The sequence below is a fragment of the Methylibium sp. genome, from assembly GCF_965279545.1.
Classification (GTDB): domain Bacteria; phylum Pseudomonadota; class Gammaproteobacteria; order Burkholderiales; family Burkholderiaceae_C; genus Methylibium.
In genome coordinates this window covers 4,459,211-4,479,148 of sequence record NZ_OZ257250.1, presented here as the reverse complement: position 1 = coordinate 4,479,148, position 19,938 = coordinate 4,459,211, and the positions used below count along the sequence as shown (strand labels likewise).

General features: G+C 69.5%; 19 protein-coding genes. 12 read left to right on the top strand and 7 right to left on the bottom strand.

Annotated features, from left to right (window positions below):
* The first annotated feature begins 15 nt into the window (after positions 1-15).
* From ACQY9S_RS21205 to ACQY9S_RS21175, 7 genes are read left to right on the top strand one after another with little or no spacing between them, the layout of a single operon-like run.
* Positions 16-1,866: a GMC family oxidoreductase gene (locus ACQY9S_RS21205; protein WP_428422504.1), complete on the top strand. Its 1,851-nt coding sequence runs from the start codon at positions 16-18 to the stop codon at positions 1,864-1,866.
* Positions 1,867-1,911: 45 nt separating this feature from the next.
* A complete protein-coding gene (locus ACQY9S_RS21200; protein ID WP_428422503.1) occupies positions 1,912-2,343 on the top strand; it encodes a hypothetical protein in 432 nt (143 codons plus the stop codon).
* 27 nt (positions 2,344-2,370) lie between these two features.
* On the top strand, positions 2,371-3,669 hold the full coding sequence (locus ACQY9S_RS21195; protein ID WP_428422502.1) for a hypothetical protein: 1,299 nt from the start codon (positions 2,371-2,373) through the stop codon (positions 3,667-3,669).
* Positions 3,666-5,174 carry a Dyp-type peroxidase gene (locus ACQY9S_RS21190; RefSeq protein ID WP_428422501.1) on the top strand — a complete coding sequence of 503 codons (1,509 nt, stop codon included), beginning with the start codon at positions 3,666-3,668 and terminating at the stop codon, positions 5,172-5,174. The genes ACQY9S_RS21195 and ACQY9S_RS21190 overlap by 4 nt, the downstream gene beginning before the upstream one ends.
* Before the next feature lie 16 nt (positions 5,175-5,190).
* A complete protein-coding gene (locus ACQY9S_RS21185) occupies positions 5,191-6,429 on the top strand; it encodes a catalase family protein (RefSeq protein WP_428422500.1) in 1,239 nt (412 codons plus the stop codon).
* Complete coding sequence (locus ACQY9S_RS21180) at positions 6,426-8,216, top strand: caspase family protein (protein ID WP_428422499.1); 1,791 nt, start codon at positions 6,426-6,428, stop codon at positions 8,214-8,216. The genes ACQY9S_RS21185 and ACQY9S_RS21180 overlap by 4 nt, the downstream gene beginning before the upstream one ends.
* On the top strand, positions 8,213-9,103 hold the full coding sequence (locus tag ACQY9S_RS21175) for a hypothetical protein (RefSeq protein ID WP_428422498.1): 891 nt from the start codon (positions 8,213-8,215) through the stop codon (positions 9,101-9,103). Before ACQY9S_RS21180 ends, ACQY9S_RS21175 begins: the two co-directional genes overlap by 4 nt.
* A 15-nt stretch (positions 9,104-9,118) precedes the next feature.
* Here ACQY9S_RS21175 and ACQY9S_RS21170 read toward each other — a convergent pair whose 3' ends face one another.
* Positions 9,119-9,661 (bottom strand): hemerythrin domain-containing protein, encoded by a 543-nt coding sequence (locus tag ACQY9S_RS21170; RefSeq protein ID WP_428422497.1) that lies wholly within the window; start codon positions 9,659-9,661, stop codon positions 9,119-9,121.
* Positions 9,662-10,156: 495 nt separating this feature from the next.
* Between ACQY9S_RS21170 and ACQY9S_RS21165 the strand changes: the two genes are divergently transcribed.
* Genes ACQY9S_RS21165 through ACQY9S_RS21155 form a run of 3 tightly spaced genes read left to right on the top strand, consistent with a single transcriptional unit; the run spans position 10,157 to position 11,286 of the window.
* The gene (locus tag ACQY9S_RS21165; RefSeq protein WP_428422496.1) at positions 10,157-10,738 is read left to right on the top strand and encodes a hypothetical protein; all 582 of its coding nucleotides are present in this window, start codon (positions 10,157-10,159) and stop codon (positions 10,736-10,738) included.
* Positions 10,739-10,786: 48 nt separating this feature from the next.
* Positions 10,787-11,068 (top strand): BrnT family toxin, encoded by a 282-nt coding sequence (locus ACQY9S_RS21160; RefSeq protein WP_428422495.1) that lies wholly within the window; start codon positions 10,787-10,789, stop codon positions 11,066-11,068.
* 8 nt (positions 11,069-11,076) lie between these two features.
* Positions 11,077-11,286, top strand: a complete 210-nt coding sequence (locus ACQY9S_RS21155) for a BrnA antitoxin family protein (protein WP_428422494.1) — start codon at positions 11,077-11,079, stop codon at positions 11,284-11,286.
* Between the two features lie 60 nt (positions 11,287-11,346).
* Here ACQY9S_RS21155 and ACQY9S_RS21150 read toward each other — a convergent pair whose 3' ends face one another.
* The 3 genes from ACQY9S_RS21150 to ACQY9S_RS21140 all read right to left on the bottom strand — a co-directional run bounded on the left by ACQY9S_RS21150 (position 11,347) and on the right by ACQY9S_RS21140 (position 15,041).
* Positions 11,347-14,286: an adenosylcobalamin-dependent ribonucleoside-diphosphate reductase gene (locus ACQY9S_RS21150; protein WP_428422493.1), complete on the bottom strand. Its 2,940-nt coding sequence runs from the start codon at positions 14,284-14,286 to the stop codon at positions 11,347-11,349.
* A gap of 195 nt (positions 14,287-14,481) precedes the next feature.
* Complete coding sequence (locus tag ACQY9S_RS21145; protein WP_428422492.1) at positions 14,482-14,865, bottom strand: SirB2 family protein; 384 nt, start codon at positions 14,863-14,865, stop codon at positions 14,482-14,484.
* A gap of 41 nt (positions 14,866-14,906) precedes the next feature.
* Positions 14,907-15,041, bottom strand: coding sequence for a hypothetical protein (locus ACQY9S_RS21140; RefSeq protein ID WP_428422491.1), 135 nt, complete (start codon positions 15,039-15,041; stop codon positions 14,907-14,909).
* On the opposite strand from ACQY9S_RS21140, the gene ACQY9S_RS21135 reads away from it, so the two are divergent.
* Positions 15,040-15,651, top strand: coding sequence for a nitroreductase family protein (locus tag ACQY9S_RS21135; protein WP_428422490.1), 612 nt, complete (start codon positions 15,040-15,042; stop codon positions 15,649-15,651). The genes ACQY9S_RS21140 and ACQY9S_RS21135 overlap by 2 nt on opposite strands.
* A 38-nt stretch (positions 15,652-15,689) precedes the next feature.
* Here the strand turns inward: ACQY9S_RS21135 and ACQY9S_RS21130 are convergent, their stop codons facing one another.
* From ACQY9S_RS21130 to ACQY9S_RS21120, 3 genes are read right to left on the bottom strand one after another with little or no spacing between them, the layout of a single operon-like run.
* Positions 15,690-17,465, bottom strand: a complete 1,776-nt coding sequence (locus tag ACQY9S_RS21130) for an ATP-binding protein (RefSeq protein WP_428422489.1) — start codon at positions 17,463-17,465, stop codon at positions 15,690-15,692.
* Between the two features lie 17 nt (positions 17,466-17,482).
* Positions 17,483-17,881: a response regulator gene (locus tag ACQY9S_RS21125; protein WP_428422488.1), complete on the bottom strand. Its 399-nt coding sequence runs from the start codon at positions 17,879-17,881 to the stop codon at positions 17,483-17,485.
* 3 nt (positions 17,882-17,884) lie between these two features.
* Complete coding sequence (locus tag ACQY9S_RS21120) at positions 17,885-19,360, bottom strand: PAS domain-containing sensor histidine kinase (RefSeq protein WP_428422487.1); 1,476 nt, start codon at positions 19,358-19,360, stop codon at positions 17,885-17,887.
* Positions 19,361-19,511: 151 nt separating this feature from the next.
* Between ACQY9S_RS21120 and ACQY9S_RS21115 the strand changes: the two genes are divergently transcribed.
* The gene (locus ACQY9S_RS21115; RefSeq protein ID WP_428422486.1) at positions 19,512-19,826 is read left to right on the top strand and encodes a hypothetical protein; all 315 of its coding nucleotides are present in this window, start codon (positions 19,512-19,514) and stop codon (positions 19,824-19,826) included.
* Positions 19,827-19,938 lie beyond the last annotated feature (112 nt).

Sequence of the window (19,938 nt, the reverse complement as noted above, 5' to 3'; positions counted from 1 at the left end):
CAGACGACTGCACACATGGCCAATGCCGGAGGGCTCGAATGGGACTATGTCATCGTCGGCTCGGGCGCAGGCGGCGGGCCGCTGGCGGCGCGGCTCGTGGAAGCGGGGATGCGCGTGTTCGTCATCGAGGCCGGCGCGGACCCGCGCACGGGCGCCGATCAGCAACGGCCCGATGACTACGATGTGCCCGCCTTCCATCCCTTCGCGTGCGAGAACGATGCGATGAGCTGGAACTTCCAGGTCCGGCACTACGCCGACGAGTCACGCCAGGCCCGCGACCCGAAGTACGACCCGCGCCGCGGCGTCCTGTACCCGCGCGCCGCGGCGCTGGGCGGCTGCACCGCGCACAACGCGATGATCTTCGTGCTGCCGCACGCCAGCGACTGGAACGACATCGCCCAGCTGACCGGCGATCGCTCGTGGCGTGCGTCCCGGATGCGGCGCTATGCCCGGCGCCTCGAGGCCTGCCACCACCGCCCGGTGTGGCGCGCGCTGCGGCGCGTCGGCCTCGACCGGACGGGGCATGGCTGGGACGGCTGGCTGCGCACCGAGCGCTCCGTCCCCCTCGAGGCGCTCGGCGACGACGACCTGGTGGACACGGTGCGCGGCACGGCCCGCGTCTTCGCGAAGAGCCTGCCCACGCCGCTGCTGAGCGCTGTGCACTGGCTGCGCGGCATGGGCGACCCGAATGCGCGGCCGTGGGGCGGCGGCGACTTCGAGGGCCTGTGCTACACCCCGCTGACGACCTCGGGCCATGCCCGCGTCGGTGCGCGCGAGCGCCTGCTGCAGGCCGCCGCCGACCACCCGGGCCGGCTGCACATCGAGCTCGACGCGCTGGCCACGCGGGTCCTGTTCGGTGCCGACGGCGCGGCGAGCGGCATCGAGTACCTCAAAGGCGAGCGCCTGTACCGCGCCCATGCCGTGCCGAGTGCGGGGCCGGGCGAGCGGCGCGAGGTCCATGCGCGCCGCGAAGTCATCCTGTGCGGCGGCGCGTTCAACACACCGCAGTTGCTGATGCTGTCGGGCATCGGCCCGGCCGCCGAATTGCGCGCCCACGGCATCGCGGCGCGCGTCGATCTCGCCGGGGTCGGGCGCAACCTGCAGGACCGCTACGAGGTGGCGGTGACGCACCGCATGCGCCGCCCCTGGCGCGTGCTCGACGGCGCCCGCTTCGAGCACGGCGACCCGCTGTGGCAGCGCTGGAACGACGCGCGCAGCGGCATGTACGCTTCAAACGGGGCCGCGCTGGCGATGACTCACCGCTCCGACCGTGCGGGGGCCGAACCCGACCTCTTCTGCATGGCGCTGCTGGCGCAGTTCGAAGGCTACCGCGACGGCTTCTCGGACCTGATCCGGCGGCGCCAGGACTGCCTGACCTGGGCGGTGCTCAAGGCGCACACGCAGAACCGCGCCGGGACCGTGACGCTGCAATCGGCCGACCCGCGCGACATGCCGCGCGTGAACTTCCGCTACTTCGAGGAAGGCAGCGACGCGGCGGGCGACGACCTGCAGGCCGTCGTGCAGGCGATCCGGTTCGTGCGCCGCCTGACGAAGCCGCTGATCGACAGCGGCCTGATCGCCGAGGAGGAGTCGCCCGGCCCGCAGCTGCAGTCGGATGCGGCACTGGCCGCCTATGTGCGCGACACGGCCTGGGGTCACCACGCGTCGTGTTCCTGCGCCATCGGTGCGGCCGATGCCGGCGGCGTGCTCGACAGCCGCTTCGCCGTTCACGGCACGCGCCGGCTGCGGGTCGTCGACGCATCGGCGTTTCCGCGCATCCCGGGCTTCTTCATTGCGAGCGCGGTCTACATGATCGCCGAGAAAGCCGCCGACACGATCCTGCGCGACGCGGCGCAGGATCACTGAGACCTTCAGCCTGTTCACAGCGGGACACCGCGAGAGGAGCCGACCATGGCATACGACGCAGCACAACTGATGGACATGTCGCAGGAGCAGCTCGACGAGCTGTTTCTTGCCAGCCCGGCGGGCGACATCCCCAACGGCCAGGCGCAGGGCACGGCGATCATCGCGCCGGGCACCAAGTTCACCGAGAGCATCGCCAGCATCATCAATCACTTCGGCTGGCAGGGAAAAGTGTTCGATGCCCAGAAGGGCGTGCTGAAGAACCGGATCCTGATGTTCGGTGTCGAGGCCATCGTCGCCAAGGTCTACAAGGGCGCGAGCTGGCTCGACGGCAAGGAATGCATCGTGCTCGACTACTCGGAAACCTCGCTGCTGGCGCACTGGGTCCGCGACGAGATCCGGCTCATCGGCCCCGGCTTCTATCTCGGCAAGGTCTACTGGTCCAAGAAGCGGCTGATCGACTTCTGTCTGCAGTTCTAGGGCCGGCCGCGCCGCGCGAGGACCGTCGTGACCCCGCAGTCCCACTTCACGGTGGTGGCACCGCTCGCCGCCGGGCGCGAGCCGGGCCTGCGCGAATTGCTGGCCTCGATGAACACCGCGCCCGGCGTCCTGGATCCGCGCAACGCGGTGCTGCGCTTCGGCGAGTTCGAGAGCCTGCACTTCGCGCGCCTGGTCATCCTCGACGATCCGACCCTGGCCGACCTCGAGGCCCACGGCGCGCCGGCGCCGCGCCTGCCGAAATACCTCGCGCTCATCGGCGACTGCGACGGGCCGGCCCGCGCCTTCCTGGCAGACCTTGCGCGCCGCGCCGGCGACGGCCTGCGCAGGCTGTTCGCCCACTGTGCCGGCTTCGAGGCCGGCGGCGACCTGCTGGCCTGGATGCTGGCGCGCGACCTGCCGGTGGCGGCGCTGTACGTCAACTGGGTCGGGCGCACCGTGCAGCAGATCCGGCAGGAGAGCGCGCTGCAGGCGCTGCTGGCAACGCAGGTCCCGCGCGCGGGGCCGGCGTCGGGTGCCGATGCCCAGCGGATACGGCGTGAACTGATCGCCCGCGTCGAAGCCGAGGTCCGCAGCGGCCGGCTGGCCCTGACGCCGGCGCCGCCCACGCCGCTGCCATGGCGGCTGGCCCGGCTCGCGCACGTGGTCACCGTGCCGCTGGTCGGGCTCCTGGTGCTGCCGCTGCTGGTCGTGCTGCTGCCGCTGCTGATCCATCAGCTGCGAACGCGCGAGCGCAACGATCCCGAGGTCTGCCCGCGCCCGGAAGACCGCGCCCTGCGAACCTTGCAAGACCAGGAAGACCGCGACGTGACGAACCAGTACACGGCGCTCGGCCTGGTCAAGCCGGGGCGGTTCCGGCGCTGGCTGCTGACGGTGCTGCTGGTGCTGGTCGACTATGCCGCCCGCCATGTGTACACGCGCGGCTACCTGGCGCGCGTGCAGACCATCCACTTCGCGCGCTGGGTGTTCCTCGACGGCAAGAGCCGGGTCCTGTTCATGAGCAACTACGACGGCAACCACCAGAGCTACATGGACGACTTCATCAACAAGGCGGCCTGGGGCCTGAACCTGCTGTTCAGCAACGGCGTCGGCTGGCCGCGCACCCGCTGGCTGATCCTGGGCGGCGCACGCATCGAGCAGCGCTTCAAGCACTACCAGCGGCGCCACCAGCTGCCGACCCAGGTCTGGTACAAGGCCTACCCCGGCCTGGCGCTGGCCGACCTCAGGCGCAACCAGCGCATCCGCGAAGGCCTGGAGCGATCGGCGATGAGCGACGCGCAGGCGCTGGCCTGGCTGAGGCTGCTATGACCGCGCCGGCGTCCGCCGCACCGGTCGACCTGGACGACGTCCAGGGCCTGGTCCGCTTCGGCTACAAGCACCACACGCAGGCCTGCTTCGTGCTCCTGCGCATCACCGACCGCGACGCCGCCCGGGCATGGCTGGCGAGCGCCCCGGTGACCAGCGCCCGCAATGCCGAGCCGGTGCCACAGACCGCCCTGCAGGTGGCGCTGACCAGCCAGGGCCTGCGCGCGCTGGGCGTGGCCGACGACATCGTCGCGGGCTTCTCGGCGGAGTTCATCGCCGGCATGGACGATGCGGCACGCGCACGCCGGCTCGGCGACGTGGGGGCCAGCGACCCGAGCCGCTGGCGCTGGGGTGCTGCGCCCGGCGTGCCGCACGTGCTGCTGCTGCTCTATGCGCTGCCCGGCCACCTGCCCGCGTGGCAGCGCACGGTCTGCGCGCAATGCACCGCGGGCTTCGAGCAGATGGCCTGCCTGTCGACGTCCGACATGGACGGCGTCGAGCCCTTCGGCTTCGTCGACGGCATCTCGCAGCCGCGGGTCGACTGGGAGCGCCGGCGCCCGGCACGCGATGCGGACCCGCCGGCCTACACCAACCTGGCCTGCCTCGGCGAGTTCCTGCTCGGCTACCCGAACGAATACGGCGGCTACACCGACCGGCCCCTGCTCGACCCGCAACGCGATGCGCTCGGGCTGCTGGCCCGCGCCGAAGACGCCCCCGACAAGGCCGACCTGGGGCGCAACGGCAGCTACCTGGTGCTGCGCCAGTTGCGCCAGGACGTGGCCGGCTTCTGGCAGTTCCTGGACCGCCAGGCCGGCAGCGATCCGCTGGTGCGGCAACGCCTGGCCGAGGCCATGGTGGGCAGGACCCTGCAGGGCGTGCCGCTCGCCGAGCCCGGCGGCGAGGCCTTCGAGGGCGAGACCGGCCATCCGGAGCCGGCGCAGCTGAACGCCTTCACGTTCCGCGCCGACCCGGCCGGACTGCGCTGCCCGCTCGGCGCCCACATCCGGCGCAGCAATCCGCGCAATGCCGACCTGCCGCCCGGCGGGTCGGGTCCCGTCGCGCGGCTGGTGCGCACGCTGGGCTTCGATGCCGAGGCCCGGGCCCGGGATCTCGTTGCCTCCACCCGCTTTCACCGCCTGTTGCGGCGCGGCCGCGAGTACGGCAGCCCGGTGTCCTTGCCGCAGGCGCTGGCCGGCACCGCCGCCGGCGACGAGACGGGCCTGCACTTCATCTGCCTCGGCGCCAACCTCGCCCGCCAGTTCGAGTTCGTGCAGGCGGCCTGGCTGATGGCCGCGAAGTTCGACGGGCTCTCCGACGAAAGCGATCCCCTGCTCGGCAATCGCCAGCCGGGCCCGGCGGGAACGCCCACCGACCACTACTCGATACCGCAGGCCCAGGGGCCCGACCAGCGCGTGTCCGGCCTTCCGCAGTTCGTCACCGTGCTGGGCGGGGCCTACTTCTTCCTGCCGGGCATCCGCGCACTGCGCTTCCTGGCTTCGGCGCGATGAGCAAGGGGACTCCGTCATGAACTCCAACACCAGCCGTCCCGCGCCGCGTGCCGACACCGGCTCGGCGGCCCTGAACTTCCTGAGCGATGCGTCGATGGTGCTCGTGCACCTGGAGCGCCGGATCGACCCCTTCATCCGCCCGGCCTTCGACGCGGTCCTGCGCGACCCGATCGCGCGCGGGGTCACCGCCCTGATCAACGCACGGCGCGCGGACGAGGGCCTGAAGATCGCCGAGGAAAGGCCGCTCCCCGACGAAGAGGCGCAGCTCCAGTCGATCATCTCGACCTTCACCGCGCAGATGCGCAAGCTCTGGAAGCCCGGCGGCTTCGAGCGCGGCGGCAACACCAAGACGCACGGCATCGTGCGCGGCGAGTTCATCGTTCACGACGGCCTGCCCGCGCCGCTGCGCCACGGCATCTATGCGCAGCCGCGCAGCTACCGCGCCTGGGTGCGCTTTTCCGGCCCCGGTCCCTACGTGACGCCCGACATCGAGGACGTAGGCTTCATGAGCATCAGCATCAAGCTGATGGGCGTGCCCGGGCCGAAGCTGATGGACGAGGAGAAGTTCACGCAGGACCTGTTCGGCGTGTCGACGCCGACCTTCGTCACGCCGGACACGAAGGCGAACGCGCAGTTGCAGATCGAGAGCCTGAAGAACGCCTCGATCTTCTACTTCGTCAACCTCCATCGGCCGCATCTGCTGGACCTGATCATGCAGGCGCTGTGGATCAAGACCCAGAGCAGCCCGTTCGAGGCGCCGTATTTCAGCTGCGTGCCCTACCTGCTCGGCGACGGCCAGGCGATGCAGTATTCGGTGTGGCCGATCGCCAAAACGCGCACCCCGATACCGCGGCTGCCGCTGCGACCGCCGGACGACTACCTGCGCGACGCGATGGTCGCCTCGCTGGCCGCTGGCGACGTGGAGTTCGACATCCGCCTGCAGCTGCAAACCGACCCGCACCTGATGCCGATCGAGAACAACGGCGTGCTCTGGCCCGAGCGGCTGTCGCCGCGCGTGTCGGTGGCCACGCTGCGCCTGCCGCGCCAGACCTTCGCCTCCGCGGCCCAGCTCGATTTCGCCAAGCGGCTCTCCTACAACCCCTGGCATTGCATTGCCGAGCATCGGCCGCTGGGCAACCAGAGCCGGGCCCGGCGCCGGATGTATGCGGAACTCTCCAAGTTGCGGCACGACATGAACGCCGTGCCGCACTACGAGCCGACCGGCGACGAGACTTTCGACGAGGCGCACGGATGACGCGAGCGGCCGTGCTGATCGGCGTGAACCGCACCGGCGGACTGCCGGTGCTCACCGATGCCGTCAACGGCGCCAAGGCGATGGAGGCCTGGGCGCTGGCGCAAGGCATGCCGCGCAAGCGCGTGCTGCTGTTCACCGACGAACAAGGGCCAGTCGACATTGCCGACGTGCGCAAGGCCGTTCGCGCGCTGGTCGACAGCGGCTCGATCGAGCAGCTCATCGTCTACTTCGCCGGGCACGGCGTGAACATCCGCTACGGCGAATACTGGTTGCTGTCGGACGCGCCGATCGACAGCTCGGCCGCGGTCAACGTCGAAGGCAGCATCGTGCTGGCGCGCCGCAGCGGCATCCCGCATGTCGTCTTCATCTCCGACGCCTGCCGCACCGCCGCCGAGGGCCTGCAGGCGCAGGGCATCACCGGCGGCGAGATCTTTCCCAACGACCCGGTCGGCGGGCCCGAACAGGCGGTCGACATCTTCTTCGGCACCACCCTGGGCCGGCCGGCGCTGGAGGTCAAGGACCCCGCCGAGTCGAGCGCCTCGTTCAAGGCGGTCTACACCGGCGCACTGCTGGACGCCGTGAGCGGCAAGCTCCCGGCCGCCGTCGAGGCGGCCGAACTCGGCGGCCACCCGCTGCACCTGGTGCGGCCGCGTCCCCTCAAGGCCTGCCTGCTGGCCGAGCTGCCGCAACGCCTGGCCCGCCAGGGCGTGCCGGCGACCGTGAGCCAGGTTCCGGACGCGCGCATCACCTCCGGCGACGAAGCCTGGCTGGCCAGCGTCGAGGATCTCCCACCACCACCACCGCAGCCGCCCGCCGCAACGCCGACGCGCACGCGCGGCGGTCCGCCCGCGGCGCTTGCGATACCACCCCAGCTGCAGGCCGATGCGCGCCTGGCCGCGGTGCTGTTCGCGGCGCCGCACGGTCCGGGGGCCGGCGAGCCGGACCGCCCGATGCCCCGCAGCCGGAGTCGGGGCGGCCGCACGCCGAGCGGTGCCAGCCCCGCCCTGCCCGGCCCCATGCCGTTCGGCCCCATGCACTTCGAGACCCAGTGCGGCTTCAAGGTCCTGGGCGCGAAGGTGGCCGAGTGCGTCAGCCCCGGGGTCGGCATCGACCTCTTCCCCGACAACCGCTCGCTCGTGCGCATCGACCTGCCGGGCCCGGCCGCCAACGTGCTGCTGGTGCTGGCCGACGGCAGCGGCATGCTGCTGCCGGCGGTGCGCGGTTTCGTCACCGCGCTGAGCATCGAGGACGGCGAGCTCGCCGACGTGGCCTACGAGCCCTCGGACAACACCGCGCGCTGGCAGGACTTCGTCGGCCAAGCGGCCGAACTGCGGGCCCTGCGCGGCGTGGTCGCCAGCTCGGCCCGCGACGGCGTGTTCCGGCTCGAGGGCGACAAGGCGGCGGCCCTCGCGACGCGCATGCAGTACGCCAAGCAGATCGACCCGGCGCTCGCGCTGTATGCCGCCTATGCCTACCACGACCTGCAGATGACCGAGCGCATCCGCCACATGGACCTGGCGTTGAAGGGCGAGCTGTCGATGTCCTTCTTCGACCTTGGGCTGCTGTCCGGCGCGCTCGGTGCCGGCGCCGGGGCCCCGGCCACCGGCCACTACCCGATGCTGCCGATGCTGTCCCAGGGCTGGGCGCTGCTGTCGGCCTTCAAGCTGGGCTTGCCCGATGGGCTGGCCGGCATTCAGCGCGAGCTGCTGCCCTCGCTCTGGACGCATTTCAACCCGGCCGGCGCCCGGCGCCTGCGTGAACTCATGGTGGCAAGGAGACTGCAATGACCCGGCAACTCGTGTTCGTCCATGGCCGCGCACAGGAACACCTGGATTCCATCGGCCTGAAGAAGCAATGGATAGACGCGTGGACGCAGGGCCTGGCCCGGAGCGGCCTGGCGCTCCCGATCGCCGAGGACCAGATCCGCTTTCCGTACTACGGCGACACGCTGGACCAGATGGCCAACGGCCTGAGCGCGCAGGAAGCCGCCCGCATCGTCGTCCGTGGCGAACAGCTCGACCGCGAGGAAGAGGCCTTCATGCGGGAGTACCTGAAGGAAGTGCAGGAGCAGGCCGGCCTCTCCGACGCCGAGGTGGGCGCGCTCGTCGACCCGGCGGTCCGCGAGCGCGGCGTGCTGAACTGGGGCTGGGTGCAGGGCATCCTCGGTGCGCTCGACAGCCGGGTGCCGGGTGCGAGCGGCGCCAGCGTCGCGCTGTTCACGAACGACGTCTACCGCTACCTCAGCAAGCCGGCCATCCGCAGCGTGATGGACAGCGGCGTGCGATCGGCGTTCACGCCCGGCGTCGAGACCGTCGTCGTCGGTCACTCGCTGGGCACCGTGGTGGCGTACAACGTACTGAAGCAGGACGGCGCGGAGCGGGAGCTGAAGGTGCCGCTCTTCGTCACGCTGGGCTCGCCGCTGGCCGTCAAGGTCGTCAAGAAGGCGATCCGGCCGATCGCCCACCCGAAATGTGCGGCCCGCTGGTTCAACGCGATGGACGATCGCGACGTGGTGGCGCTGTTTCCGTTGGACGCCGACAACTTCGACGTGCAGCCCGCGATCGAGAACAAGACCGACGTCGACAACCCGACCTCGAACCGGCACGGCATCTCCGGCTACCTCGGCGACCCGGTGGTCGCGCGCCGCATCCACGAGGCCCTGCTGGCACCGTAGCCGCTCGCGCCCGAGTCAAGGGACTCGCCGCCGCCTTTGCATGCAGGCCGACATGGCGGCGAGCTGCGCCGCATCCAGCCGCGCCCGCGCGGCCGGGAACACGATGCCCTCCTCGGTCTGCAGGTGCGCGGCATACAAGCGCTCGAACTCCGCGGCGCACTGCCGCACCGCAGCGTCGACCGCGCCCGCCGCATCGGGCTGCGCCCAGGCCAGCAGCGGCGCACGAAGCTCGCCCCACAACGCTTCCATCCGCAGGTGGTCGCCGCGCAGGCCCGCGACCCGCGTGGCGAGCTCCGTGTTGCCGCTGCCGGCCAGCACCGCGAACACATGCAGCTCTTCGTCCTGGTGGTGCAGCGGCGCCGCCACGTCGAAGTAGCGCAGGACATCGGCTGCCGCCGAGCGCGACTTCGCGTCATGCCCGTGGGCAGCGATGTGCTCGATCAGCCGGCCCAGCAGCCCGAGGCTGCGCCGCACGCGCTCGTGGCAGGCCAGCAGCAACTCGAACGGCTGCTCGAACCCGGCCGCGGGCGAGCTGAAACCGGGGAATGCCGAGCTCATGGTTGCTGTGCGTTGAATCGCAGATCGCAAGGGGAAGTCTAAGCGCGGCAGGAACCCATGAAAACGAATGAACGCCCGCACCCAGTGGACGCAAGCCTCCTCGGTGCGCCGGCTGCAATGCAGGTGGCGGATGCGTTCGCGCAACGGGTCAAGCACCTTGACGGACCGCAGGGTCGACAACGGCCCGGACCGGGCCGGTGGCGCGTGCCGAGCGGCAGGCGCGAACATCGAATGCGCAACGAACCGGGGGCCTCAGAGGCGCTGGCGGCTTGGGCATGCAGACCTCCATCGGCTGCGCTCGGGGAAGGCAGAATCGCGCAGCGCAGCGACGGGAAATGCGCCGCTTTTGACATCTTGTCAGTACTGGATGGAATGCACCCGAAACCCAAGCCGCAAGCGCCCTACAAGCCGGTCAGCCCCTCAAAGTTGAGGAGACACTTGTCCGTGATACGCGGCAAAGCTATCGCCCAATAACACGTAGGCATCGCAAACACCATGTCCGCCACCGATTGGCCTGAAATCCAAAGCACGAAGCTCGACGCAGCACGCCGCCAGCTTGAAACCGCGATCGGCTTGCTGTTCTCGGGCGGAGACGCCATCTCAATCCACACGCTGGCCTATGCGGCCTTCGGCATCCTGAAAGATGTCGCGTCACATCGAGGCAAGACTCAGGTTCTGGCTGCCGCAGAAGCACTGGCCGCGGCAGGAAAGAAGGGTGAGTTCTGGAAGGGTTTCAATCGTGCGGGAAACTTCTTCAAGCACGCCGACCGGGATCCGGATGCAGTTCTTATCGGCATGCCTGAAGAGGAGAACGAAGCTCTCGTATCGATCGCGCTTTCGATTTACGACGGCCTCGGATGCACCAAGACTGTCGAGCTGACCGCATTCGCGCTGTGGTGGGCGTGCATCAACTTCCATGGAATCGAGAGCGTCGAAGAACCGTTTATCTCGTGGCTTTCGGCCAACCACCACCGCTTGCACGCAGAAACACGTCACGAACTGCTGGGACTAGGGCAAGAGCTTCTCGCTCTGCTGCGGTGCCAACCGCATCCGGAGCAGGGCCGCGGCGATGCCTAACGAGCGCCCCTCGTTGCAGCGTCCGTACATCGTACGTACAATGCACGCATGTCCTCCCTCCGGTTCGAGTGGGATCCAAAGAAGGCCGCCGTCAATCGGCAGAAGCATGGCGTGTCCTTCGAGGACGCGCAGACTGTCTTCACGGACGAACGCGCTCGCTTGATCGACGACCCCGACCACTCGGAGGACGAAGAACGTTTCCTTCTGCTTGGCCTGAGCAGCACGCTTCGACTCTTGGTCGTGGCTCACTGCTATCGAGCCGAGGGCAATGTCATTCGCATCATCTCTGCGCGAAAGGCCACGCGCGAGGAACAGGCCTACTACCCGTAGGAGTCACCATGCGCAAACAGTACGACTTCAGCGCCTCTCGGAAGAATCCATACGCCTCACAGCTCAAGAAGTCCGTGACCATCCGGCTCGACGAAGACTCGATCACCTACTTCAAGTCGATGTCTGAGCAGACAGGTATCCCGTATCAGAGCCTGATCAATCTGTACCTCAAGGAATGCGCGTCCTCGGGCAAGAAGCTCAACTTGGCTTGGAAGTGAGTCCAAGGTAGAGAATGTTCGAGCGGACCTCCAGATGGAGCCTGCGCCGCGCGGCGGGCATCAGCCGCACTGCCCCACATCGCCGCAGGCGGTGCAGAAGTCGCAGCCGTCCTTGTGGATGACGGTCGCGTTGCCGCATTCGAGGCAGACCTTGCCGGCGAGCACATGGCCGTGCTCGGCCGGATCGCTCGACGACTCCAGCACGCCCATGTCGCGCAGCGGGAAGCCGTCCTCGTTGAGCACGCCGAGCAGGGCGTAGCGGTGGATGATCAGCCGCGCCAGGTAGGCCACCGTCGAAGGCCAGGTCTGCTGGCGGCGCTCGCCGTGCGGCAGCCCGGGAACGAAGGCCATGAAGTGGCCCAGCGGCTCGGCGTAGTTGAGCAGCTTGCGCAGCTTCATGCCGATCCAGGCCGGGTCGATCACGCGCATGTCGAGCGACAGCAGCCGCGCCAGCCCGTCCAGCGCCCGCGGGTAGTTGCCCGAGAAGCCGACTGCACACGGCCGCGTGATCAGCGCGGCCGTTCCCTGCCCCTGGCGTGTCACGGCAACGCGGTCCAGGCCCGGCAGCGTGACCTCCTTCAGCGTCAGCGTGAACGCTTCGCCGGCCGCGGGATTGTCGATGTCGACGGCCCAGGCGAGCGTGCCGGACGGCCCCGTCTTCGGCTCCTCGATGCTGAACATCGCGTCCATCACCGGCGTCGGTCCGCCGCGGCCCAGGCGCGGCAGCGCCTTGAGCTGTTCGCAGCGCCAGCGGATCACGGCGGCGGTGGCCGCCACCACCCCCGGGAACAAGCGCCGTTCGCCGTCCGGCGGGAACGGCATCTCGAACGCACGCTCCTCGGCCACGGTGGCCAGCGCGTCGAGCTTGAGCTGCAGCCAGGCCGGATCGTTGGCGCGCAGGTCCATCGACAAGGTCTTCGCCAGCGCGCCCAGGCCGCGCGGCTGCTCGGCGCCGTTGACCCACACCTCGAAGGGCCGCGGCGCGCCGCCGGCGGCGTCGGCGAGTTCGCCGACGAACAGCGCGAACTCGCCGAACGGGTGGTGCACCATGAAGGTCCAGGCCGGGTTGCCGCCCGGCAGTTCGGGCCGCCCCGGCCAGCGCAAGGACGACAGCACCGGTGCGGGCAGGCGCTCCACGGCGAGGCGGCGGTTGGCTTCGTCGATCTGCAGGGCTTCGAGCGGCCCGGCCAGCGCGGCGGCCGGCGCCACGCTCAGCACCGACCCGAGCACGCTGTTGGGCCGGTAGGTGGCCAGCCCCTTCAGGCCCGATTCCCAGGCGTCGAGGTAGAGGTGCTGGAAGTCGGCGTACGGGTAGTCGGCCGGCACGTTGACGGTCTTGGAGATGGCGGTGTCGACATACGGCGCCACCGCGGCGACCATCGCCTCGTGGGCCTGCGCGCTCAGCTCCAGGGCCGTCACGAAGGCCGGCGTGAGCGCCGCGCGCTCGCCCTTGAGGTGGCGGTACAGGCGCCAGGCGTGGTCCTCCACCGGGTACTCCCTGGCACTGCCGTCCGGCAGGCGCTTCTTGCGCGTGTAGCTCCAGCTGAAGGCCGGCTCGATGCCGTTGCTGGCGTTGTCGGCGAACGCCAGGCTGATGGTGCCGGTGGGCGCGATCGACAGCAGGTGCGAATTGCGCAGGCCGTGGGCGCGGATGCGCTCGCGCAGGGCCGCCGGCAGGCGCGAGGCGAAGCTCGTTGCGCTGAGGTAGAGGTCGGCATTGAAGAGCAGGAAGGCACCGCGCTCGCGCGCCAACTCCATCGACGCCTCGTAGGCGGTGTCGCGCATCAGCTCTGCGATGCGCGCGGCCATCGCCCGCGCGGGCGCGGCGTCGTAGCGCAGGTTCAGCATCACCAGCGCATCGCCCAGGCCGGTGAAGCCCAGGCCGATCCGGCGCTTGGCGCGCGCCTCCTCCCGCTGCTGCGCGAGCGGCCACACCGTCACGTCGAGCACGTTGTCGAGCATGCGCACCGCCACTTGCGCGAGCGCCACGAACGCGGCCTCGTCGAAGCGGGCCTGGTCTTCGAAGGGGTCGCGCACGAAGCGCGTCAGGTCGATCGAGCCGAGGCAGCAGCAGCCATAGGGCGGCAGCGGCTGTTCGCCGCAGGGGTTGGTGGCGGCGATGCTCTCGCAGTACGCCAGGTTGTTGTCGCGGTTGATGTGGTCGAGGAACAGCACGCCGGGCTCGGCATGGTCGTAGGTGGACCGCATGATCTGGTCCCAGAGCTCGCGGGCCCGCCGCTTGCGGTAGACCCAGCTGCCGCCGGCCTGCCCGCGCCGGTAGGCGCCGGCCTCTTTCTGCGCCGGGCCGGGCTCGGCCCGGTGCACGAGCTCGATCTCGGCGTCGGCCTGCACCGCTTCCATGAACGCATCAGTCACACCGACCGAGAGGTTGAAGTTCTTCAGGTCGCCGGCGTCCTTGGCATGGATGAATTCCTCGATGTCGGGGTGGTCGCAGCGCAGCACGCCCATCTGGGCGCCCCGGCGTGCGCCGGCCGACTCGACCGTCTCGCACGAGCGGTCGAACACGCGCATGTAGCTGACCGGGCCGGAGGCGTTGCTCCGGGTGCTGCCGACCCACGCGCCGCGCGGGCGGATGCGCGAGAAGTCGTAGCCGACCCCGCCGCCGCGGCGCATGGTCTCGGCGGCCTCGGTGAGCGCCGTGTAGATGCCGGGGTGGCCGTCCTCCGTGTGCGAGATCGAGTCGCCCACCGGCTGGACGAAGCAGTTGATCAGCGTGGCCGACAAGCCGGTGCCCGCGGCCGACTGGATGCGACCCGCCGGCAGGAAGCCGGCCCGCAAGGCCTCGGCGAAGCGGGCCTCCCAGCGGGCCCGCTGCGCGGCGGGCTCGGCCTGCGCCAGCGCGCGCGCCACGCGACGGTTCACGTCGTCGATGCTTCGCTCGTCGCCCTTGGCGTATTTCTCCAGCAGCACGTCGGCACTGATGTCCTGTGCCGGCAGGGTCTGCGGCGTGTGCAACGCGGTCGGTTCGGCATGGCGCATGCAGAGGGCTCCTGTAGGGTGTGCGGTAGCCTAGACTGTTTGCGCGGGCCGCCTCGTTGATGCAGGTCAGGGTCCCTGCGGTCACCGGGGTCGATCGCCCGCCATTGACCCATTGCAAAACCCTGCTGCGTGCATGCCGATGCGCTGCACGCACCGCGCCAGCCCCGATGGCCGGCGCGCCGTTCACTGAGCGAACTACAGCAGCCCGAGCGTCACCGACCGGGTGCGCGCCACGGCGACGATGTAGCCCACGCTGGCCAGCGCCGCCGCGAACGCGGCGCGGCGACCCCACGGTGGGACGCTGCGCTTCAGCGCGAAGCGACCCAAGGCCACGTAGACACCCAGCGCCAGCAGCTTGGCGGTGAGCCAGGGCTGCACCAGCGGGTACTGGGCGCTCATCACCGCCAAGGCCACCGCGGCCGCGAGCAGCACGGTGTCGTTGAGGTGCGGCGCCATGCGCAACCAGCGCCAACGACGCCAGTCGACGCCGCCCAACTGCATCGCCCCGCGCGCGGCGAACAGGGTGATGCTGATGACGGCGCAGCCGATGTGGACGGCACGGACGGTCGGGTAGTCCATCGCGCTGCGATTCTCGCCGTTTCGGCGCGGACGGCCGTCCATCAGCCGGCGGCCGCGTCCGGCGGCGGGGGCCCGAGCGCCGCATCGATCTCGTTGAAGACCCAGCTGCCGCCTTCGAGCGGTGCGTCGCACCCGGCGCGGTATCGTGCGGCCGTCAAGCCTGCGACTGAAATCATGCCACCGCCCCAGCCCCCGCAAACCAGCGAGCTCGCCGAGCTGGCGCTCGCGCTGATCACGAGCCGCTTCTCGGTATCGCCCAAGCGCCTGGCGCCCCCCGGGCCGAGCGCGCTGCAGCTGCAGTGCATGGTCGAGGCCGCAGGCTGTGCGCCCGACCACGAGCTGCTCCGGCCCTGGCGCCTGGTGCGCATCGCCCCGGCGCAGCGCGCGGCGCTGGGCGACCTGTTCGTGCGGGCGCTGCTCGAGCGCGACCCCGCTGCGCCGCTCCCGGCGCAGGCGCAGGCGCGCGACAAGGCATTTCGCGCCCCCGAGCTGCTGTTGGCCGTGGCGCGGCTCGAGCCGGTGCATGCCAATGTGCCGCCGCCCGAGCGTTACGTCGCGCTCGGAGCCGGGCTCATGAACCTGCTGCTGGCGGCCCACGGCCAGGGTTTCGGCGCCATGCTGACGAGCGGGCTCGCGCTGCGCAGCGCGCACTTCGCCCAGGCCTTCGGTCTGGACCGTGGCGAGGAGGCCGTGTGCTTCGTTGCGATCGGCACCGCCACCGAAGTGCGCCGGCGCCGACGGCCGTCGGCCAATGAACTGATGACGGAGTGGTCGCCGAGCCCGTGAGGTCAGCCGGCCCGCATCAGCGACTCTCGCCCCCGGCCCTAGACGCTTCTCGGCGACCGGCTGCCGAACGTGAAATAGAAGGTCGCGCCGCGCCCGCGCTCGCTCTCGGCCCACACCTTGCCGCCATGTCGCTCGACGATGCGCCTGACGATCGACAAGCCGATACCGAAGCCTTCGAACTGGTTGCCGTGCAGGCGCTGGAACGGCTTGAACAGGCGCTGGGTCGGATCGGCGTCGAAGCCGACGCCGTTGTCGCGCACGAAGAAGACCGTGCCATCGGCCCCGGTGTCAGCGCCGACTTCGACGCGCAGCGGGGTCCCGCTGTTCGCGAACTTCAGCGCATTGCCGATCAGGTTCAAGAAGACCTGGCGCACGAGCACCGGATCGACATCCATCTGCGGCAACACGCTCACCACGGCCACCGGCGTTGCCGGACCAGCGAATGGAAGGGACTCGATGACTTCCTGCACCAATCGGTTCATGTCGACCGGCTCCGTCTTCAGCGTCGCGTCGCTCGCCCGCGCCAGCGCCAGCAGCGCACCGACCAGCTGCTCGGTGGTCGTTGCGCGCGCAGCGATCAACTGGAGCATGTGGTCCGCCTTGGCACTGTCGCCTTCGACCATGTAGTCGCGGGCGAGCCTGGCCCCGCCGGCAATGCCGCCCAGCGGGCCGCGCAAGTCGTGCGACACGATGCGGTTGAAGCTTTCCAGCCCCTCGATGGTTTCACGCAGTTCGGCCGTGCGCGCAGCCACACGCTGCTCGAGCAACTCGTTGGCGACGCGCAAGGCCGCGGCGACACGCTCGCGCTCGACCACCTCGATTCGCAACTGCTCCGCGGCGCGCTTCATCGCCGCATACAAGCTGCCGTTCTCGTAGATGCGACCGGCCTGCGCGGCGTGGATCGCGAGCAGGCGCTCGTCCTCCTCGGAAAAGCTCGACTCGCCCAGCTTGTCGATCAGGAAGATCCACCCATACGCGTTCTGCAGCGAGATGATCGGCGCGATCAGGCCGCAGTGCACTTCAGGGTAGGCCGCCGACAGCCCGACGGCCAGCGGATCGCCGCCCTCGTTGACGAACCGGTGTGCCGAGCGCTGCCGCATCGCGCGGCCCGGCATGCCGGCGTCGATCGGCTGGTCCGAGAGCCGGGCGGCTTCGACGATGCCGAGCCCCCAGGTCGCAACGTGCACCGCACCGTCGCCGGTCTTGTCCTTGACCGCGAGGACCGCGCACTTGGCGCCGATCAGATCGCGTGCGCCACGGCAGACCTTCTCGAGCAGCGCCCGGGGGTCGTGCTCCGATGCGAGCTGCAGGTTGAGCTCGGTCAGCGCGGAGAGCCGCTGGTTCGCGCGCTCCAGCTCGTCGACCTTCTCGACCAGCTTGTCGGTCAGCAGGCGCAGATGCTCGCGGTCGAAGTCTTCGGTGCTGATCACCTGCTCCGGCGCCGCCTCGCGTCCCAGCGCCCGCTGCACGGTTCGCAGGATCTCTTCGGGCTCGCAGGGCTTGACGAGAACGTGCAGCACGCCGCACGAACGGGCCAGCTGGCGCGCCTCGCGCTCCATGAAGGTGGCGGTGTAGAAGATCACCTCGGTGTGCGCGATCTGCGCGTCGCCGCGCAGTTGCCGCACGAACTCGTAGCCGTCCATGGTCGGCATCAGGATGTCGCAGATCACCAGGTCGGGCCGTTCGGCACGAACCTGGGAGAGCGCCTCCACGCCGTCCGCAGCTTCGATCGACTCGTGCCCGGCATAGCCGAGCAGGGTCGTGATCAGCTCGCGGTTCACCGGCTCGTCGTCGACCACGAGGATCCGCGCCATTGCCGGGGCGTCCGGAGTCATTGGTCCGCCGCCGGATGCCGCAAGCGCAGCAACGGCAGGAAGGATTCGATCAGCGCGACGAAATTCTCCGGTTCGATGGGCTTGGAGAAATAGGCATCGAACCCCGCCACCAACACCTTGCGCTGGTCGTCCGGCATCGAGAAGGCGGTCACCGCGACGATCGGTGTCCGAGCGAAGGCCGGATCGCTGCGCAGCCGCCGCAGGACCTCGTAGCCGTCCATCCGCGGCATCTGCAGATCGCAGATGACGAGGTTGGGCTGCTCCCGCTGCGCCACCGCCAGACCTTCGACGCCGTCAGAGGCGGTGAGCACCTCGTGTCCGCCGTGCTCGAGCAGGTACCGGGCCAACTCGAGGTTGGCGGCGTTGTCTTCGATGACCAGGATCCGCGCTGCCATGGCTCACTCCCCCGGCAGGGTCAGCGTGAAGGTGCTGCCCTTGCCGCTTTCGCTGACGAATGCAATGTGGCCTCCCAGCAGCATCGCGAGCTTCTGGCTCAGGTGCAGGCCGAGCCCGGTGCCCTCGGGCGCCCGGGGGCGCGAACTGGTGACCCGGCTGAAGGCGCCGAAGAGCTTGGACTGGTCTTCCACGGGAATGCCGATGCCGGTGTCGGCCACGCTGATCCGCGTCACGCCGGCGCCGCCCTCCTGCCGCAGCGTGAGCCGGATGCTACCGCTCTCGGTGAACTTGATGGCGTTGCCGGTCAGGTTGATGACGATCTGGCTCAGCGCACGCCGGTCGGTGTGCAACAGGCTCGGCGGCTCCGGCAGGTCGACGATCAGCTCGAGCCCCTTGCCTTCGGCCTGCGGGCGCAGCGTGGCGGCAACTTCCTCGATCACGGCCTTGCCGTCGATCGGCTCGATCTCGAGATCCACTTTGCCGGCTTCGATCTTGGCCACGTCGAGCAGGTCGTTGATCAGCGCGAGCAGGTGGCGGGCGCTGGTCTGGACGGTGCGCAACTGCTTGCCCTGTTCGTCGTTCAGGGGTCCGGGCAGCCGCATCAGCAGGGTCCCGGTGAAGCCGATGATCGCATTCAGCGGCGTGCGCAGTTCGTGGCTCATGCTCGCGAGGAAACGGTCCTTGGCCTGGTTGGCGCTGGCGAGCTCGTCGTTCTTCTCCTGCAAGGCCCGCTCGAAGCGCTTGCGTTCGCTGATGTCGCGGATCGCGCTCATCACGAACGCGCTCTCCTCGGTGCGCAGCGGACTCAGGCTGATCTCGATCGGGAATTCGGTGCCGTCCTTGCGCAGGCCGGCCAGATCCAGGCCCGACCCCATCGCCCGCTTGCGCGGCTGCAGAAAGTAGTTGGACCGGTGGGTGACGTGCGCACGGCGATAGCGCTCGGGCAGCAACAGGTCCACGGACTTGCCGCGCAACTCGCCGGGTTCATAGCCGAACAGCTTCTCCGCCTGGCTGTTGGCGATCACGACGTGCCCGGTCGGGTTGGCCATCACGATGCCGTCGGGCGTGGACTCGAGCAGATCGCGAAACCGCGCCTCCATCAGCTTGGCGTCACGCAGCACCTTGATGTGCGTCACATCCTTCTCGGTCGCGAGGACGAGCGGCTCCTCCCACCCGTCGCGCTGCAGCCTCTTGGTCGTGACGTCCACGTAGAGCAGCGATCCGTCTTTTCTGCGGCGCACCGATTCATAGGTCGCGCCCCCGAGGACCAGCGTCTCGCCGAGCATCCTGCCTTGCTCCGGCGCACCGCCGGTCGGAACGACGAGATCGGCCAGCAGCCGCCCCGTTGCCTCGTCACGGCCATAGCCGAAGATCGTCTGCGCACCGTGACTCCAGTGAACGATCTTTCCGATCGCCGTCATGACGACAAGGGCATCGGGGGATTCGTTCGAGAGCAGTTCGATCGGGTGCAAGTCCATCGTGGCATGTATCGACGAGGCAGTCGCCGGATATCAGCTGGAGCAGCAATGCACACGCTAGCACGTGCCCCGCGACGCGCGAGCCCCCTAGTCACAGTCAGGGTCAAAAGCACGGTGGTTGTCGTTTCACATCACCGGCTCGGAGCGCCGCATGGAATACAGTTTGCTGCACCGCATCAACCAGCCCCTGGAGGCGTCTATGTTGTCGTTCGATGCACTCGTACAGGGCCGCGTGACCTACGAAGGAGCACAAGGGCCGCCTTCGCGCATCCCCTTGGGGTGGTGCACCGCGCAGGCGCATGAGGGATTCGTGAGCCTGTCATGGACCGAGGGCGGAGAGGAGCGGGCTGCGGTCCTGAGCGTTCAGCAGTTCGAAGACCACCTCGAAGCGGGCTCCATCGTGATCGTGGAAGCGCCCCCGTTGCGCCCTCGGCGCGCACCGATCAGCCGCAGTTCAACGGACTGATACGGGATCAAACGCATCAGATCGAAGCTTGGCAGTCAGTGCCCTGAACAAGACACCGATGACCGCAACGAGCCGAAGAGCGCTGCCTGATTTGATCCGGGCGAACGCGACT

Coding starts and splice junctions, on each gene's coding strand:
- ACQY9S_RS21205 (WP_428422504.1), top strand. CDS start 16: ATGGCCAATGCCGGAGGGCTCGAATGGGACTATGTCATCGTCGGCTCG.
- ACQY9S_RS21200 (WP_428422503.1), top strand. CDS start 1,912: ATGGCATACGACGCAGCACAACTGATGGACATGTCGCAGGAGCAGCTC.
- ACQY9S_RS21190 (WP_428422501.1), top strand. CDS start 3,666: ATGACCGCGCCGGCGTCCGCCGCACCGGTCGACCTGGACGACGTCCAG.
- ACQY9S_RS21185 (WP_428422500.1), top strand. CDS start 5,191: ATGAACTCCAACACCAGCCGTCCCGCGCCGCGTGCCGACACCGGCTCG.
- ACQY9S_RS21180 (WP_428422499.1), top strand. CDS start 6,426: ATGACGCGAGCGGCCGTGCTGATCGGCGTGAACCGCACCGGCGGACTG.
- ACQY9S_RS21175 (WP_428422498.1), top strand. CDS start 8,213: ATGACCCGGCAACTCGTGTTCGTCCATGGCCGCGCACAGGAACACCTG.
- ACQY9S_RS21170 (WP_428422497.1), bottom strand. CDS start 9,661: ATGAGCTCGGCATTCCCCGGTTTCAGCTCGCCCGCGGCCGGGTTCGAG.
- ACQY9S_RS21165 (WP_428422496.1), top strand. CDS start 10,157: ATGTCCGCCACCGATTGGCCTGAAATCCAAAGCACGAAGCTCGACGCA.
- ACQY9S_RS21160 (WP_428422495.1), top strand. CDS start 10,787: ATGTCCTCCCTCCGGTTCGAGTGGGATCCAAAGAAGGCCGCCGTCAAT.
- ACQY9S_RS21155 (WP_428422494.1), top strand. CDS start 11,077: ATGCGCAAACAGTACGACTTCAGCGCCTCTCGGAAGAATCCATACGCC.
- ACQY9S_RS21150 (WP_428422493.1), bottom strand. CDS start 14,286: ATGCGCCATGCCGAACCGACCGCGTTGCACACGCCGCAGACCCTGCCG.
- ACQY9S_RS21145 (WP_428422492.1), bottom strand. CDS start 14,865: ATGGACTACCCGACCGTCCGTGCCGTCCACATCGGCTGCGCCGTCATC.
- ACQY9S_RS21135 (WP_428422490.1), top strand. CDS start 15,040: ATGCCACCGCCCCAGCCCCCGCAAACCAGCGAGCTCGCCGAGCTGGCG.
- ACQY9S_RS21140 (WP_428422491.1), bottom strand. CDS start 15,041: ATGATTTCAGTCGCAGGCTTGACGGCCGCACGATACCGCGCCGGGTGC.
- ACQY9S_RS21130 (WP_428422489.1), bottom strand. CDS start 17,465: ATGGCGCGGATCCTCGTGGTCGACGACGAGCCGGTGAACCGCGAGCTG.
- ACQY9S_RS21125 (WP_428422488.1), bottom strand. CDS start 17,881: ATGGCAGCGCGGATCCTGGTCATCGAAGACAACGCCGCCAACCTCGAG.
- ACQY9S_RS21120 (WP_428422487.1), bottom strand. CDS start 19,360: ATGGACTTGCACCCGATCGAACTGCTCTCGAACGAATCCCCCGATGCC.
- ACQY9S_RS21115 (WP_428422486.1), top strand. CDS start 19,512: ATGGAATACAGTTTGCTGCACCGCATCAACCAGCCCCTGGAGGCGTCT.